Here is a 15251-nt window from a genome sequence, read left to right as displayed (position 1 = left end):
TAAGGAGCACCTCTATTGCTAGGAATGGTGGCTTTTGAATGGACATCAGTTGCTTGTATGCGCTGGTGGACAGGGAAAGGCTATCGTTTAGGGCAGAGCGGTGCTTTTAGTTATGTGTAACGATTGAATGTTTCTATTAGTTTGTATAGAAAAGTTCGATTGGTCAGTAGGAATTTCTAATGATAAATTATATACATTAAATTTGATTGAAATAGTCGGAATAAGGAGTGGGAACGATGAGTGAAATTTATCGTCTGGCTGTACCGGAGGATGCACCTGTTGTACAGCGTATTATCCATGCTGCCTATGTAACGATTCGTGAGCTTGAATTACAGTGGCCTGCTGCACATGCGGATGTAGAGCAGATTCGCGATAATATTATAGCTAATAAATGCTATGTGCTGGAGCGTGATAGTGAGATTGTGGCGACCGTTACACTCGCTAATCCAGAGCGATTGAAGCTGCTAGCAGAGCAGATGGATTTGCCATTTGTGATGTGGTTTGCGGTTGATCCTGAGGTACAGGGAAGTGGATGGGGACGCAAGTTGCTCAATTGGGTCGAGCAGGAAGTCATCGATAAGGAGCTGGGAGCGCCAGCGGTAACACTTGCGACAGCAGAGAAACATCCGTGGTTATTACCAATGTATGAGCGCTGGGGCTATGAACGCTTGCTTGCCTTTGATAAAGGGACAGGCGATGGCGTGATGCATCTGCTACGCAAGCGTGTGAATGAAGAACGATTTGCTCGATATGAGCAGCTCAAGCAAGCGTCTACTCAGGAAGAGTCACAATCTGCTGAGCTGGTCAAAACGGCATCTGGTAATGGGCATGCTGTTCAGCAGTCAACGCTATCGTTTCGACGATTCTAATGTTGTACCGTTCTAAAGGAATAGCGGTATCGTGTAGCGGTTGATCGATCATCCGTGAAGCCACTGGTACTGTATCCATTCATCCCATCCGATCGATTATGATGCATAAAGGAGCAGCCTATGAAATTTGTCGTGTTTAGCCTGATGGCTAATCTTCCACATGCAATCACAGGCGAACGATTAACGGACAGCCAAAAGATCGCCGGTATATTACAGCAGGCACAATGGGTGGAGCAGCTCGGCTATGATGCCTATGGGATCGGAGAGCGACATGGAGAGCCTTTTCTGTCCTCATCCCCGGCTGTGATGCTTACCGCTATTGCGGCGCGTACGTCACGGATTCGTTTACTGACCACGGTGACGGTACTTAGCGTACTTGATCCGGTACGCGTAGCTGAGGATTATGCAACACTGGATCAGCTGTCCGGTGGACGCCTGGAGCTAATTATTGGCAAAGGCAATGATCCGCGCCATTATCCGCTATTTGGCTTAAAGGAAGAGGAGCAATGGGATTCATTACAGGAGCGTTATGAACTGTTGCGTCGATTATGGCGTGAGGAGAAGGTGGATTGGACAGGCAATTATCGTCCTGCCCTACAGCAATTCACGAGTCAGCCCCGTCCGCTGCAATCGACGATTCCCATCTGGCATGGTAGTGCATCCAGTGTGCGCTCAACTGAGCTTGCCGCACGATATGGCGAGCCGATCTTTTCATCGAATACGTTCCACCGTCCAGAAAAGTATAAACAGCTGATCGACCATTATCGCCAGCGTCTCCAGCATTATGGACATGATCCAGCACAAGCGGTCGTTGGTGCTGGTGCAGGAGCTTTATATATTGCGGATACAGGTGAGGAAGCAGTACGACGCTATCGACCGTATCATGATTCCTTCCAAGGTACAGATGCAGCGAAGCATAATGCTAGTCCGTTTGATGGACTGGACGATTATATTGCTAATGGCCCTGCCCTGGTGGGAAGTCCGGAGCAGGTCGCGGAGAAAATTTTACGGTATCAGCGGTTATTTGGGCATGAGGTGCTTGGGCTAAGTGTAGATGGTCTGACCGCGAGTGAGCAGCAGGAGCAATTGGAGCGGTTCGCTAAAGAGGTGGCACCGATTGTGAAGCGCGAGATAGCATCGAAGATTTGGGAGGAGAAGCAGCCGGTATAGGCTGCTTTTTTGTCGTACACTGAGAATGGAGTGATAACAGTACGATTTCCCATTAACTAGAAGGTAAACCCTTACATATAGCGAATATGTAAATGAAATCAATTTCTGTTCGCTCATCGGCAGAAAAAAAATAAGGAGGTGAGATCATGGAGACGTTTCATTGTGTCAATCATCCAGATCGAGCTGCGGTGTATCAATGCAGACAATGTGGTAAGGCGCTCTGCGAGGAATGCTATGATCCTGCGACACTCGGTTGCCGGGATGGCATGCACGCAGTAACGCCTAGAGTTAACAACACGTTTCAAACGATCCAGCCACCGCCACCACCGAAGCAGGATAGTGGAGGAATGATTGCGTGGAAGATCATCGTATCCATTCTGGCAGTCATTGGTGGGGCAACGGTATTGTTTCTGGCGATCTGTGGAGCAATGATCTTCTCGTACTGATGCTAGAACAGGATTAAGGTTTGGTGCTGCCTGTTCTAGAAAGCTCATTATCATACAACGGCGAAAGGAGGAACGCTGTGGAATTTCCGGTTTATATTCATGTGGGATCACTGCGGATTCACCCGCATGTACTGTTTGAGGCATTATCTTATTTTATCGGCTTTCGCATTTATCTCTGGACACGCAGGCCGAGCGGCATGTCCAAGCTGGTCAGCCTGCAAATTCTTGCCGGCACGATTCTAGGGGCGGCGATTGGCTCGAAGGTATTATTTTGGTTCGAGGATCCAGCGGCGACCTGGGCAGCGTTCAGTCAGGGACATGTGCTATGGGGCGGCAAAACGATTGTGGGCGGTCTACTCGGCGGCTTGATCGGTGTAGAGCTAGCGAAAAAGTGGGCGGGCTGGAAAAGCTCAACCGGAGACGATTTTGCCTATCCGCTCTTAATCGGCATTGCGATTGGGCGCATCGGTTGTTTCTTAACTGGATTGGATGATCATACGTATGGAACAGCGACAACGCTGTTTACGGGTGTGGACTTTGGTGACGGTATTATGCGTCATCCGACACAGCTATATGAAATGGCCTTTCTGATCGTACTGGGGATTGTCTTATATCCGCTATATCGTCAAAGTCGAGCAAGCTGGAAAAAGGAAGCTGCTGTGAAAGTGACGGAAGCATCAGCGAGCAGCACAGTGACCACATCACCAGCTATCGCAAACGAGTCTTCTACACAACAGCCGAAAGTATCGCCAGATCAAGCTCCATTGCAGAACGACCCAGCTGACGGTTATGTATCTGGACGACTATTTCAATGGTTTATGTTCGGTTATCTGGGCTTCCGCTTGCTGATCGAATTCATCAAGCCTACGCTGCATCCATACTGGGGCTTGAACAATATTCAGCTTGCCTGTATCGCCGGGCTGCTCTATTATGGCTGGCTTCTGCTGAAAGGACGTGGCGATCTGCTTCGTCGTCAGACGACAGGTGCCGATATAGCGAAATCATAGCTATGTTCGACATGTATCATGTGTATACGTAGGAATATGCAGGTACTCGATTGTATAGCCCCTGCGCGAATCTACTCATTCAACACGTACAGACTTGCTTAAAGGAGGAATACATAATGCCTAAAAACCGTCCATATCTCTACCATGAATTAACGAATAGTATCTGCTCCACCTGCTACCGTAAGGTGGAGGCGAAGATTATTGAAGAAAACGGTCGGATCTATATGCAAAAGCGCTGTCTGATTCACGGCCCTGAAAAGGTACTGATCTCTACTGATGTCGATTATTATCACCGTACACGCGAGTTTATTAAGCCATCCGAAATGCCACAAATATGGAATACACCGATCAAATACGGCTGCCCATACGATTGCGGTCTGTGCCCGGATCATGAGCAGCATAGCTGTCTAACTCTGCTGGAGATCACGGATCATTGTAATTTGCAATGTCCGATCTGCTTTGCTGAGTCATCGCCACATCGTACATCCTATCGTTCGCTGGAGCAGATCGCCTTCATGCTGGATCGCATTGTGGAAAATGAAGGCGAGCCAGATATCGTACAGATTAGCGGTGGCGAGCCAACAACGCATCCTGATTTTTTTGAAATTTTGGATATGTGTAAGGCGCGTCCGATCAAGCATATTATGGTCAATACGAACGGTATTCGGATTGCCAAGGATCGGGAGTTTGTGCGCCGAATGGCAGACTATATGCCGGGGTTCGAGATTTATTTGCAATTCGATAGTATGGAGGCTTCGGTACTAAAAGAACTGCGTGGCGCTGATCTGCGCTCCATCCGCGAACAGGCGATTGCTCATTTAAATGAGTTCAATCTGTCGACTACACTCGTAGTTACGTTGAAAAAAGGTCTGAATGATCAGGAGATTGGCACGATTATTCAATATGGTCTGGAGCAGCCAGCGGTGCGAGGGGTAACGATTCAGCCAATTCAGGCGGCAGGACGACTGGAAGGCTATGACCCATCAACCGATCGTCTGACAGTGAGTGAAGTGCGCCAGATGATTATCGATCAATCGGGTGTGTTCAATTCGGACGATATTTTACCTGTACCGTGTCACCCTGATTCGTTAGCGATGGGCTATGCGCTCAAGCTGGATGGAGAAGTGCTGCCGCTCACGCGTATGATCGACCCGCAGATTTTGCTGGAAGGGGATAGTAATACGATCGTATTTGAAAATGATCCCATCATTCGCGGCAAGCTGTTCGAGTTGCTGTCGACCGGACATTCACCCGTATCGTCCGCATTATCGCTGAAAAGTCTGCTTTGCTGCTTGCCGCTCGCAGCTGTACCTGAGCACATCGTCTATGATAATGTATTCCGCGTCATTATTATGCAGTTTCTGGATGCGTATAACTTTGATGTACGCTCGGTTAAAAAGTCCTGTGTACACATCGCCCATCCCGACGGACGCATTATTCCTTTTGACACGTACAATATGTTTTACCGTGATGATAAGGAGAAGATTCTGGAGGATCTGAAGCAGGAGATTACAACGGCGTGGCAGTAAGTAGAACACCCGTCGATGACCAGAGGTAGATGTAGAAGAATATAAAAAGAAGTCATATAAAGTGACAGGAATAGATTAGAAGATCCGATGAAATCGTAAGGGAAATGAGCAATTGAAGGGACTTCGGCTGCATCTATGGATGCGTCGAAGTCCTTTTTTGCTTTAGATTGGGAGTTGTTGGCGAGGTGTAATTATTTTCTGTAAGATCAACACATGAAAAATTCACAATAAAGAATGCATAATGAATTAACATACCTTGACTTTATAAAAAGCCCTTTACAATTGGAGCAGAGAGCAGAGGAAGGTGGATTTGCAAAAGTAAGAACTTAAATACTAGCGTAAACTGGGAAGAAAGCATTATTTCGCTAGTCTGGAGAAGACGAAGCTACCTATCAAGCAAATCATAAGAGGAAAGAAAATACAACCAAATAATTCTCCAAGCCTCGCAAATTAAAACCTACCTACAATTGGTAAACCTCAATCCAGATAAATGAAAATTGCACTACATGAAAAATTCATAATAATAAAATCAAAACCCAGAAAAAAAGAAATTCTAAACCCCTCCGAGGTAGCTGTCAAAATCTTTTTTTGCTGATATGCTTGAGAGGAGCAATATGACATCCAGAGTACGGATAATGAGCCAAACAACACCAAACAAGGAGGCAAGTTATGATCAATCATCAATTTGCAGAGCATCTATGGAAGGCGGTGCAGCAGCATGCGATGAAAATGAACAAGTGCAAGCTGGAGCAGCTCTGTTTGCGAGGTGGAGTACGCAAGTATGAGCTGGATGAGTTGGAGGAACGCTTGAATATAGAGCTTCCAGATCAACTACGAGAATGGTATCGAGTGCATGACGGGCAAAATGATCGGCTGGAGACGATGCCATTGCTGCGGAACCTGACCTTTTCACCGATTCGGAAAATTATCGAGACATGGACTTTTTTGCAGGAGGAATATGACCCGGATGGGGAGCAAGCAGAAAATGATACGGCGATCAAGCCGATGCTGTGGAATCCAGCGTGGATTCCGTTTGCGACCAATGGTTCAGGTGATTATGTGTGTATCGATATGGACCCTGCTGAAGATGGGAAATATGGACAGATTCTGTACTTCTGGCATGATTGGAATAATCGCTCGGTTGAGGCAGAGAGCTTGAATGCTTTTATCCAGATGTGTCTGCATGAGAAGGAATAAATGATAACTCTGCATATGCTATCAGTTTAAGCATAGCTGTTCATTCGTTGAAGATAACTAGCGAAGATTCGTCAATGCAGAACCTACACTCAACATAGCCAATAGCAAGCGCCTAATCCACTACATATGCCTGTGTGAAGCAACCGATGAGGTTGACAAAAGATTCAAACAGGCATATATTGTTACATATTAATCGTAATATTTACTATTAAGGAGAATGAATATGGCTGGGAAAAGATTACCGGTGACGGTACTGAGCGGATACTTAGGTGCAGGTAAGACGACTGTATTGAATCATATTTTGAACAATCGGCAGGGGATTAAAGTTGCTGTGATCGTGAATGATATGAGTGAAATTAATATTGATGCAGCGATTGTGAAGGAGCAGGGAGCGCTATCGCGTACGGAGGAAAAGCTCGTTGAGATGTCTAATGGCTGCATTTGCTGTACACTACGAGATGATCTGCTACAGGAAGTGCAGAAGCTGGCGCTTGAAGGCAGATTCGATTATATATTGATCGAATCGACAGGAATTAGTGAACCTGTGCCTGTCGCACAGACGTTCACGTATGCGGATGAACAATCGGGGATTGATCTGACGGGACTTGCTTATCTGGATTGCATGGTAACGGTGGTGGATGCGAATCGGTTCTGGCATGATTATGAATCGGGTGAGACGTTATTACAGCGTGGTCAGGCAACAGGGACGGATGATACACGCGATGTGGTTGATCTGCTGATTGATCAGATTGAAACCTGTGATGTATTACTGCTGAACAAATGTGATCTAATCGAGCCACAGGAGCTAGAGCGCCTGGAGCAGGTGATTCGTCAGCTTCAGCCAGCGGCTAAGATCATTCGCACTACACATGGACAGATCGATCCAGCGGAAATTTTGAACACAGGCTTATTCGATTTTGAGAAGACGAGTCAGTCGGCAGGCTGGATTCGAGAGCTGGAGCTGGATGAGCATACACCGGAGACGGAAGAGTATGGAATTGGTTCTTTTGTATATCGTCGTCGTCGTCCATTTCACCCCGAGCGTCTTGCACAGTATATGAGTGAATGGCCAGAAGAGGTTGTACGCGCGAAAGGGTTGGTGTGGCTGGCAGCAGAAGGCGACCTTGCAGCAAGTCTCAGTCAGGCAGGGCCGTCGATTCAATTTGGACCAGCTGGGCTGTGGGTTGCGGCATTGCCGATCGATGAACAGCAGACGATTCTGGAAGAAGAGCCTGATGTACGTGAACGCTGGGATGAGCGCTGGGGTGATCGTCTGACAGAGCTGGTTATGATCGGAATCGGGATGGAGCGAGAGCAGCTGGAAGCCGAGCTGGATGAGTGTCTATTAACAGATGGAGAGCTGGAGCAGAATTGGGCTGCATTCTCGAATCCATTACCATGGCCTGTGCATTCGGCTTGAGCTTGTTTATCTTCAGTTCATAATCGTAATAATTACGCTTTTTGTGAATATAAATGACTAGCAGGTACAACAAAACAATTAGAAGCTAGAAATGATTAGAAAATAGAACTCCTCCGAAAGGAAAGGTGGATGTACATGACAGCGATGAAGCAGGATCGTAGAATTCCCGTTACGGTATTGAGTGGTTATCTAGGAGCTGGGAAAACAACGATTATGAATCATGTGCTCAATAATCGGCAAGGACTGCGTGTTGCTGTGATCGTTAATGATCTGGGCGAGGTGAATATCGATGCGGATCTGATTCGTGATGGCGGTGGATTATCACGAACAGATGAGAAGCTCGTGGAGATGTCGAATGGATGCATCTGCTGTACGTTGCGTGAAGACCTGCTACTAGAGGTAGAGAAGCTTGCTCGTGAGGAAAAATTCGATTATATCCTGATCGAATCGACAGGTATCGGCGAGCCCGTTCCTGTCGCACAGACATTTACGTATGTAGATGAAGAAAATGGGGTCGATCTAACTCGCTTGACCCGACTCGATACGATGGTAACCGTTGTCGATGCGGCTCAATTCTGGAAGGATTATTACTCACGTGAAAGTCTAATGGATCGCGGACAGGCAGCAGGCGAGGAGGATACAAGAGGCATTGTGCATTTGCTTACCGATCAGGTGGAGTTTTGCGATGTGCTTATACTAAATAAAGTTGATCTGGTGACACCAGCGGAGCTGGAGCGTCTGGAAAAGGCATTGCGTGCGATGCAGCCCGAAGCACGTCTCATACATGCTACACATGGACAGATTGATCCGACAGCAATTTTAAATACAGGTCTGTTCGACTTTGAAAAGGCAAGCCAATCGGCGGGTTGGATTCAGGAACTGCTCAAGGAGGAGCATACGCCAGAGACAGAGGAATATGGCATCAGTTCATTTGTATATCGTCGTAAAATTCCTTTTCACCCCGAGCGATTATTGAAATGGGTGCAGAACTATCCAAACTCCATCGTTCGCTCCAAGGGGCTGATGTGGCTGGCAACACGTAATCATATGGCTGTTTCCTTTAGCCATGCGGGAACGTCGAAGCAGCTATCGCCAGCAGGACTATGGGTGGCGGCACTCAGTCAGGAGGAGCTGGATTATCATTTTGGCGGCGAGGTGCCGCGTACGCCAGATTGGGACGAGAAGTGGGGAGATCGCGTAACGAAGCTCGTATTTATCGGAATCGATATGGATCGGGAGCAGATTGAGAGTAGTCTGGATGAAGTCTTACTCACACGAGAGGAATTAGCCGGCAACTGGCGCGAGTTGAATGATCCATTGCCTTTCTTCGGGTGAGTGCGATCGTTCAGCGTCAATATAGCTATCGTATCGAAAAGTTATGGTATAGCAAAGAAAAAGGAGAACAGCATCCATGAGTAAAAATCGCCGCAATTACGGCAAGATGCCGCTAACCAAAGGGATTGAAATGGCATCGGTATATAGTGTAAAAGAGTGCGGACAGCGTGCGCGGCATATTGTGCTGTCACCGGAAAATCGTATCATTACTGAAGAATTTCTGAAAATTGTGAACATGAAGGACAAATTCGCTCTGCATGATGTGCCTGTACCGAACAAAATCATGATGTTCGGGCCTCCTGGTACAGGGAAAACATTAACTGCTTTTCATCTGGCACATGAGCTAGAGCTACCGCTCGTAACGGTGCGATTGGATGCGTTAATTCATGCTCATCTCGGTGAGACAGGCAGTAATGTGCGCAAAATCTTTGAATATGCACGGATGGAGCCTTGTGTATTGTTTATGGATGAATTCGATGCCGTTGCCCGTACGCGAGATAACAATGATGAAGTAAAAGAAATGGCGCGTGTTGTGAATACGCTGCTGCAATGTCTGGATGAGTTTCCCGAACATTGTATCTTTATCGCTGCAACCAATCTGGAAACGGAGCTGGATAACGCGATCTGGCGTCGATTCGATACGAAGATGATCTACGGTAACCCAGCCTTCGAATTGCGTTTGGAATACATTGCTCGCCTGTGCGGCGATTTCCCACGTCAGCAAGGTTTGGATCAGTGGGCAGCCGAATGGATGGATGGTTGCAGTTATGCGGATATCGAACAGATTATTTTAAAAGCGAAACGTAAAGCGATTATCGATGATATGCCGATGTCGCAGTTGCTAATTGAAATGTCATTTCATGAATATCGTCCGTATCATTTGCTAGTGGCAGAGCGTGTATAGACGTTGGTTTTACAGCGTCGTCAACTTTGTTTTCGTCCAGAATGTCTTGTTAAATGATCCTACAGATCGTACATGTAGCAGATTGCTATTTAGCATATGGTATATAAAAGATAAAAATCCCTCTTGCTTCTGGCAATGAGGGATTTAGTATGATCATTAGTTGCTGGTGGGGCGTTTACTGATTGAGCATTATATTATGCCAGACTAAAATTCACAACATCGTGCTGGAGCAACTTTCCCTGTGCAGACAAATACTTTAGCAATGTACAGAATGATTGAAAATCGGCTGGAGCAATCGCTGTGATCAGCTTCTGTGCAAGCTCGCTATATGGATGGCTGGTAGCTTGTGAGATACTTTTTACAAAATTATTAAAAAAGCCAGCGTCAATCCAGCGGTAATCATAAATATGTACCTCAATTGAAATGCCCGAGCTGCTTACAAACAGGCAATGTTCACCGTGAGGAAAAATGAACCAATTCTCGTTTTTATAAAAGAGATCCGGGTCGGTATCGTACTCCTGCTCATCCATCAGATCGAATAGCGCTTCAAACGAAGTGCAATCTGGTAGGTATGGCAGTTTGGCGATTGTGGATTGTTCGGGATATGATGCAGCAAGAGTGTTACAAAGCTCTTGAGCCATTTGTGTATACAGCCGAAGTAATGTGTAGGCAGCTTGAATCGTAGATTCAGTGTACGTCGAGCGAATTGTATGATGTGTGGATGGATTGACGTTTAGAGATGCAGGGGGAGCAGGTGTACTTTTTATGCTATCTTCTGTGTCGTTAGATTTGTGGGAGTTGTTGTCGTGTTCGGAATGATTGGAGTTCATAGTAAGTTCCTTTCTTTTGCTCGTAGGGAATAACTGGTATAGTAAAATTAAAATAACATAATATCGCGAGCAGTTGATCTCTAGCTATAATGTACAATCAAATCCCTAGCTTCTATATTAACATACATTCAGAGCTAAGCATCAAATGAGCACATAGAAAGGAGCACAGCAGATGGATTACATACGTTACAAAAAGAAAGTGATGCAGGAAGTTGAGCGCCGTGGATTAACGTCGGTGATGAACGATACACGCTGGGAACAGCTAAAATCCGGTGTATACAGTCGATTACCATTCCCACCCGCATTTCAGGTGAAAAAAGTATTGTCGCCAAAGCCTGAACCGGAGCGATTTGAACAGGATGTAAGCTATCTTGGTGATTGGCTCGCTATACTTGGCGATGATTCAGACGATGCACAATTTTGCGATTGGCAGCATCCGGCATTTGATGTGGAGTGGATTCGGATTAAGCCGAGACGATTGGAAGCTCGCGGGCGTCTTGTAGCAGATGAGCTGATCGATATTGAAGCTGCATTTGTCGCTTTGTTGCAGGAATGCGGTATTCCTTATACGTCTGAGCAGGGAGATTACTGGATTTACGGCTATGCGACCGCTACTGAGTTTGCACAATTGCATAAGTAGAGTTGGTGTGGAATAACTGTAGATTTTCAAAGTGCTTAATCTGGAAACAGCGACATATTGTGCTGTGCAAAAATCACCTGTTGTTGAAACTGGTGTTAGGAATCCACGCACACTAGGAGCAGTAAGAGACTCTGCTTTGCAAAAATCCTTTCATATTGAACTGCGTATTAGGGGGTCGCTCACACAGGAGATTGCTAATACCGGAAGCGTAAGGTAATACGTAGACTTATGCGATACGCGCAAGATCAGTTCAAGTTAATCAAAATAACCTGCCTGTCGCTAATGCGTACAAGCAGGTTATTTTGATAAGACCATAGTGCAGATATTCCAACATTGGTAGTTCAATTGGCAATATAAGCGGAAATCGAATGGAGACAAATCCAGCAAAACTTCTATATGAAGTCTGAGGTCTTATGCAAAGCTTCTATACAAAGTCGCTAGTATGCAGCCTCTATATTCAGCCTATACAGAACAGCTCGCTCCATTACTTGGTCAAAATTTTAACTTCTTTGGGTGCGAGTGTAATCGTGATCGAACCCCCATTTACCGTTACCGAATCGGTACCAAGTTGGTTTTTCAGTGCAGTGCCATTACCGAAGTTATCAAGGTTTGGAATGGTGCGTGTTTCACTGTTCCACGAATTGTTGATCAGTACAACAACATCGTCAGAGCCGTTCGTACGCTGGAAGCCGTATACGGTATTGTCTGACCATTTTTCCTTTTGCGTGCCGTTTTGTAGTGCTGGGTGAGCATTACGAACAGCATTCAATTTGGCAATATACTTGTACAGCTCATTGTTCGTGTCAAAAGTCATGTCTTCACGGTTCGCTGGATCATCGCCACCGCTAAAGCCCTGTTCTGTACCTTGATACACAATCGGAATCCCACGCGAGGTGAGCAGGAAGCCAAGTGCTGCTTTTAGCTGAGGCCATTTATCATAGGATGCACCTGGCTTGCCGGATGCTTCGTTCAAGAAACGCTTCACATCATGGTTATCGATAAATGTACCGTTCAGATTAGCGTTTTTGTAGCGATTATCCTGTGCATAGCGATCCTTGATCAGATTCATCGATCCATCCTTGGCAAATACGTCACGAATTGTATAGTACATTGGGAAGTCGAGTGCGGCATCCAGATAGTTGGTGTAATCGCCGACATAGGCTGGGTCGCCGTTGAATACTTCACCGATGGTGAAGGTGTTCACTGCGCTATCGAAGTCCTTCAGGAACCACTTGGGTACATGCTTCGCGGTATCAACGCGCAATCCATCCACACCAGATTGCTGGATGATCCATTTGCCCCAGTTTTTCAGCTCGGTCGCTACGGCTGGATTCTCTTGCTTGAGATCGTCCAGACTCGCTACATCGCCATTTTCGATACGGGACTGATTGTTGGTATTATAGTCATTTTGTGTAATATCACCAGCGTTATGGTACCAATCTGCCTGATCAAATGGCGCTTTGGCTGTACCATTGTTCGGACGGAAGTCGCCTGTATGGTTCACAACTACATCGAGCATAACAGCGATATTTTTGCTATGTGCAGTACGCACCAGCTCCTGGAACTTCGCCATATTGCCGAGGTGACCATCGACAGAGTAGAAGTCATACGTGTGATAGCCGTGGTAGGCATACGTACTCTTTTGCATCGTTACGGGTGTGATCCAGATGGCAGTGAAGCCCATATTTTTGATGTAATCGAGCTTGTTAATAATGCCCTGGAAGTCACCACCGTGCCATTGACCCGGATTGCTCTTGTTAGAATTAAAGCCGCCATAGTTATCGTTGCTCGTATCGCCATTGCTGAAGCGATCGGTCATGATGAAATAAATGCTACGTTTGCTCCAATCGACCGGTCCAAAATTATCGGAAGGAGGAGTGGACGGATCGGTTGGTGTCGTAGAGCCAGATGGAGCACCAGCAGTAATCGTACCTGCTGCACCATTTGCACCAGGTGTGAAGGTCGATGTGCCTGTGTTGAACAGATAGTTCTTGGAGCTATTGTTATCCCATGTGCCATTGCCATTGTTGAATACAGCTTCGAGCTGAGTATAGGTGCCAATATTGATCGTTGCCTTCGTATAGCCACTTACCTCAGCATCTGCCATTTTCACGCCGGGCGCTGTTGTCCAGTTGCCATCGGCTTGCCGATAATGTATGTACGGCGAAGCAAAGCCTTTTTTATAATAGACGGTCACAGAATTATCCGCTGCATGTGTAGTCGGACCAAAGCCCCCAAACAGTACAGCCATCACCATCAATAGTGCAATCCAAGCTGCTACGGACCGCTTCATATGTTGACCCAATCTTACGTGCATCATTCGTCCTCCTCAAGTGGTATGAAATTGTGCAAACGTTTACGCAATTGATTATAAGATAGCGCTTACAAAAATAAAAGGAGGTAAATATATGAAATTATGGAACGAATCCTGTGCTGCAATATTCTGTTAAAATACGACTTTAATAAGTGAATCGATCCGACTGTCCCCATCTATGAAGTCAAGCAACCTGTAGTTGTTTGACTACTCAACTACAGGTTGTTGTACATCTTTGCCTATGGCCGCTAAAATAAAAATAAGTGATGGGCGGCTATGTACATGGCGATGCTACTAACGCAGCAAGAGGTAGGAAACGGATCTATTTTGCCTCTGGTACATGATAGATTTGTATAGGAATATAAGGTAGATGGTTAGTTTCCAAAATAGACAGTCATTTATGCTGGATAGCGATATTATTTTCAGTCGTATCTCCTACTAAATGTTCACTAACACCGTAAGCAGTAAGCCATTTTACGTTGCTCAAATGCCTGTTTATTTAACCTGTATTCAAAAATCACTCATACAATAAGTTGCCCCATTTCCTTAATCACTTCGTTTATTATGGCTTACATCCATACAAATATTCACATATTCCAATGTAATGGAAAGGAGTTTATTATCATGCTGGATTCAATATTAATCGGTGCGACAATCGCTAACTATCGTAAGCAACAGAATCTTACTCAACTGGAGCTTGCCGACTATATGCACGTCACACCTCAGGCGGTCTCCAAATGGGAAACCGGCAAATCGCTGCCCGATATCTATACAATGATCAAACTTGCCAAATTACTACATATTGACATCGCTATGTTACTTGGCGAGAATACGGAACTTTCCGACGAATTACTACACCAATTCGCACCCGGACAAACTACTGAAATGCCTCTCCACACATCAGCAAATTCAGTGCAAATCGATGCAATTATTGCACTGGAAGATGAAAAATCATCTTCTCCTGATGACCTACAGGCGCTAACTGTAGCACAAATTATTCAATTGGCACCGTTAGTAGATCAGGAAACACTCATCCATATCACGGGACTCCATGCCGATTCACTGGCGGAGAACGCCAAAGCTCTAACCGAACTCGCCCCATTCCTAACTGAAGATGCTTTGTATGCAATCGTTTGCGGAGATGATCCACTAACTATCGATCACATCCTAACCGTCATCCGTATCGCTCCATACTATGATGAGCGACTGCATCAATATGTCAACGAACATCACCACCAGATTACCATCGGGCAAATGTCCACCATCGCACCATTTATAGCACCCGAGCAGCTCCAGTCATTCGTCACAAAACACTGGCAAGAATACACTAACCAGCAAAAACTAGCCGAAATCCTCTCGTTATTGCCCGAACAAGCAGTAGCAGAACTGCTAATAACACAAGAAATAACCTATGAACTGTTACTATTCGTCATCCCATTTATCGATCAAGCGCTGGTCGACCATGTGATTGAACATAAAATGTCCACATTGCAACCCGAACAACTCGCCATCATCCGTGTTCTCGTCAATGTCAATTCGTTGTAATTTCCCCTCATCAAAGTCAGATTATCCTACACCATAAAGTTGATT

12 protein-coding genes and 1 pseudogene are annotated in these 15251 nt (G+C 45.8%); 11 read left to right on the top strand and 2 right to left on the bottom strand.

What is annotated here, in order from left to right; all coding sequences use genetic code 11:
* Window positions 1–236 precede the first annotated feature (236 nt).
* The 9 genes from IEX62_RS19990 (at window position 237) to IEX62_RS19945 (ending at window position 9877) form a co-directional block, all read left to right on the top strand.
* Window positions 237–869, top strand: coding sequence for a GNAT family N-acetyltransferase (locus IEX62_RS19990; protein ID WP_188777569.1), 633 nt, complete (start codon window positions 237–239; stop codon window positions 867–869).
* A 120-nt stretch (window positions 870–989) separates the two neighbouring features.
* A complete protein-coding gene (locus IEX62_RS19985; protein WP_188777567.1) occupies window positions 990–2039 on the top strand; it encodes an LLM class flavin-dependent oxidoreductase in 1050 nt (349 codons plus the stop codon).
* A gap of 146 nt (window positions 2040–2185) precedes the next feature.
* Window positions 2186–2485 (top strand): B-box zinc finger protein, encoded by a 300-nt coding sequence (locus IEX62_RS19980; RefSeq protein ID WP_188777565.1) that lies wholly within the window; start codon window positions 2186–2188, stop codon window positions 2483–2485.
* Window positions 2486–2562: 77 nt separating this feature from the next.
* A complete protein-coding gene (locus IEX62_RS23870) occupies window positions 2563–3492 on the top strand; it encodes a prolipoprotein diacylglyceryl transferase (RefSeq protein WP_229685970.1) in 930 nt (309 codons plus the stop codon).
* A gap of 116 nt (window positions 3493–3608) precedes the next feature.
* Window positions 3609–5021, top strand: a complete 1413-nt coding sequence (locus IEX62_RS19965) for a radical SAM protein (protein WP_188777563.1) — start codon at window positions 3609–3611, stop codon at window positions 5019–5021.
* 669 nt (window positions 5022–5690) lie between these two features.
* A complete protein-coding gene (locus tag IEX62_RS19960; RefSeq protein ID WP_188777561.1) occupies window positions 5691–6218 on the top strand; it encodes an SMI1/KNR4 family protein in 528 nt (175 codons plus the stop codon).
* Window positions 6219–6441: 223 nt separating this feature from the next.
* Window positions 6442–7638: a GTP-binding protein gene (locus IEX62_RS19955; RefSeq protein WP_188777559.1), complete on the top strand. Its 1197-nt coding sequence runs from the start codon at window positions 6442–6444 to the stop codon at window positions 7636–7638.
* A 135-nt stretch (window positions 7639–7773) separates the two neighbouring features.
* The gene (locus IEX62_RS19950; RefSeq protein ID WP_188777557.1) at window positions 7774–8973 is read left to right on the top strand and encodes a GTP-binding protein; all 1200 of its coding nucleotides are present in this window, start codon (window positions 7774–7776) and stop codon (window positions 8971–8973) included.
* A gap of 76 nt (window positions 8974–9049) precedes the next feature.
* The gene (locus IEX62_RS19945; RefSeq protein WP_188777555.1) at window positions 9050–9877 is read left to right on the top strand and encodes an AAA family ATPase; all 828 of its coding nucleotides are present in this window, start codon (window positions 9050–9052) and stop codon (window positions 9875–9877) included.
* A 194-nt stretch (window positions 9878–10071) separates the two neighbouring features.
* On the opposite strand, the gene IEX62_RS19940 is transcribed toward IEX62_RS19945, so the two are convergent.
* Entirely contained in the window at window positions 10072–10707 is a 636-nt protein-coding gene (locus IEX62_RS19940) for a hypothetical protein (RefSeq protein WP_188777552.1), read from the bottom strand.
* Between the two features lie 172 nt (window positions 10708–10879).
* Between IEX62_RS19940 and IEX62_RS19935 the strand changes: the two genes are divergently transcribed.
* Window positions 10880–11347 carry a DUF6678 family protein gene (locus IEX62_RS19935; RefSeq protein WP_188777549.1) on the top strand — a complete coding sequence of 156 codons (468 nt, stop codon included), beginning with the start codon at window positions 10880–10882 and terminating at the stop codon, window positions 11345–11347.
* Window positions 11348–11831: 484 nt separating this feature from the next.
* On the opposite strand, the pseudogene IEX62_RS19930 reads toward IEX62_RS19935, so the two are convergent.
* Window positions 11832–13553 (bottom strand): annotated as a pseudogene (locus tag IEX62_RS19930) (alpha-amylase family glycosyl hydrolase); the annotation flags it as partial.
* Between the two features lie 732 nt (window positions 13554–14285).
* Between IEX62_RS19930 and IEX62_RS19925 the strand changes: the two are divergent.
* A complete protein-coding gene (locus IEX62_RS19925; protein WP_188777547.1) occupies window positions 14286–15206 on the top strand; it encodes a helix-turn-helix domain-containing protein in 921 nt (306 codons plus the stop codon).
* Window positions 15207–15251: the final 45 nt, after the last annotated feature.

This window comes from Paenibacillus hunanensis (assembly GCF_014645615.1).
GTDB classification, from domain to species: Bacteria; Bacillota; Bacilli; order Paenibacillales; family Paenibacillaceae; genus Saccharibacillus; species Saccharibacillus hunanensis.
Note: the sequence above shows the minus strand (reverse complement) of the source record. Positions and strands in the feature narration are given on the sequence as shown.

What these genes read in the sequence shown, in the direction of transcription:
- IEX62_RS19990 (WP_188777569.1), top strand. Translation starts at nt 237, where the DNA reads ATGAGTGAAATTTATCGTCTGGCTGTACCGGAGGATGCACCTGTTGTA.
- IEX62_RS19965 (WP_188777563.1), top strand. Translation starts at nt 3,609, where the DNA reads ATGCCTAAAAACCGTCCATATCTCTACCATGAATTAACGAATAGTATC.
- IEX62_RS19960 (WP_188777561.1), top strand. Translation starts at nt 5,691, where the DNA reads ATGATCAATCATCAATTTGCAGAGCATCTATGGAAGGCGGTGCAGCAG.
- IEX62_RS19980 (WP_188777565.1), top strand. Translation starts at nt 2,186, where the DNA reads ATGGAGACGTTTCATTGTGTCAATCATCCAGATCGAGCTGCGGTGTAT.
- IEX62_RS19940 (WP_188777552.1), bottom strand. Translation starts at nt 10,707, where the DNA reads ATGAACTCCAATCATTCCGAACACGACAACAACTCCCACAAATCTAAC.
- IEX62_RS19950 (WP_188777557.1), top strand. Translation starts at nt 7,774, where the DNA reads ATGACAGCGATGAAGCAGGATCGTAGAATTCCCGTTACGGTATTGAGT.
- IEX62_RS19985 (WP_188777567.1), top strand. Translation starts at nt 990, where the DNA reads ATGAAATTTGTCGTGTTTAGCCTGATGGCTAATCTTCCACATGCAATC.
- IEX62_RS19925 (WP_188777547.1), top strand. Translation starts at nt 14,286, where the DNA reads ATGCTGGATTCAATATTAATCGGTGCGACAATCGCTAACTATCGTAAG.
- IEX62_RS19955 (WP_188777559.1), top strand. Translation starts at nt 6,442, where the DNA reads ATGGCTGGGAAAAGATTACCGGTGACGGTACTGAGCGGATACTTAGGT.
- IEX62_RS19945 (WP_188777555.1), top strand. Translation starts at nt 9,050, where the DNA reads ATGAGTAAAAATCGCCGCAATTACGGCAAGATGCCGCTAACCAAAGGG.
- IEX62_RS19935 (WP_188777549.1), top strand. Translation starts at nt 10,880, where the DNA reads ATGGATTACATACGTTACAAAAAGAAAGTGATGCAGGAAGTTGAGCGC.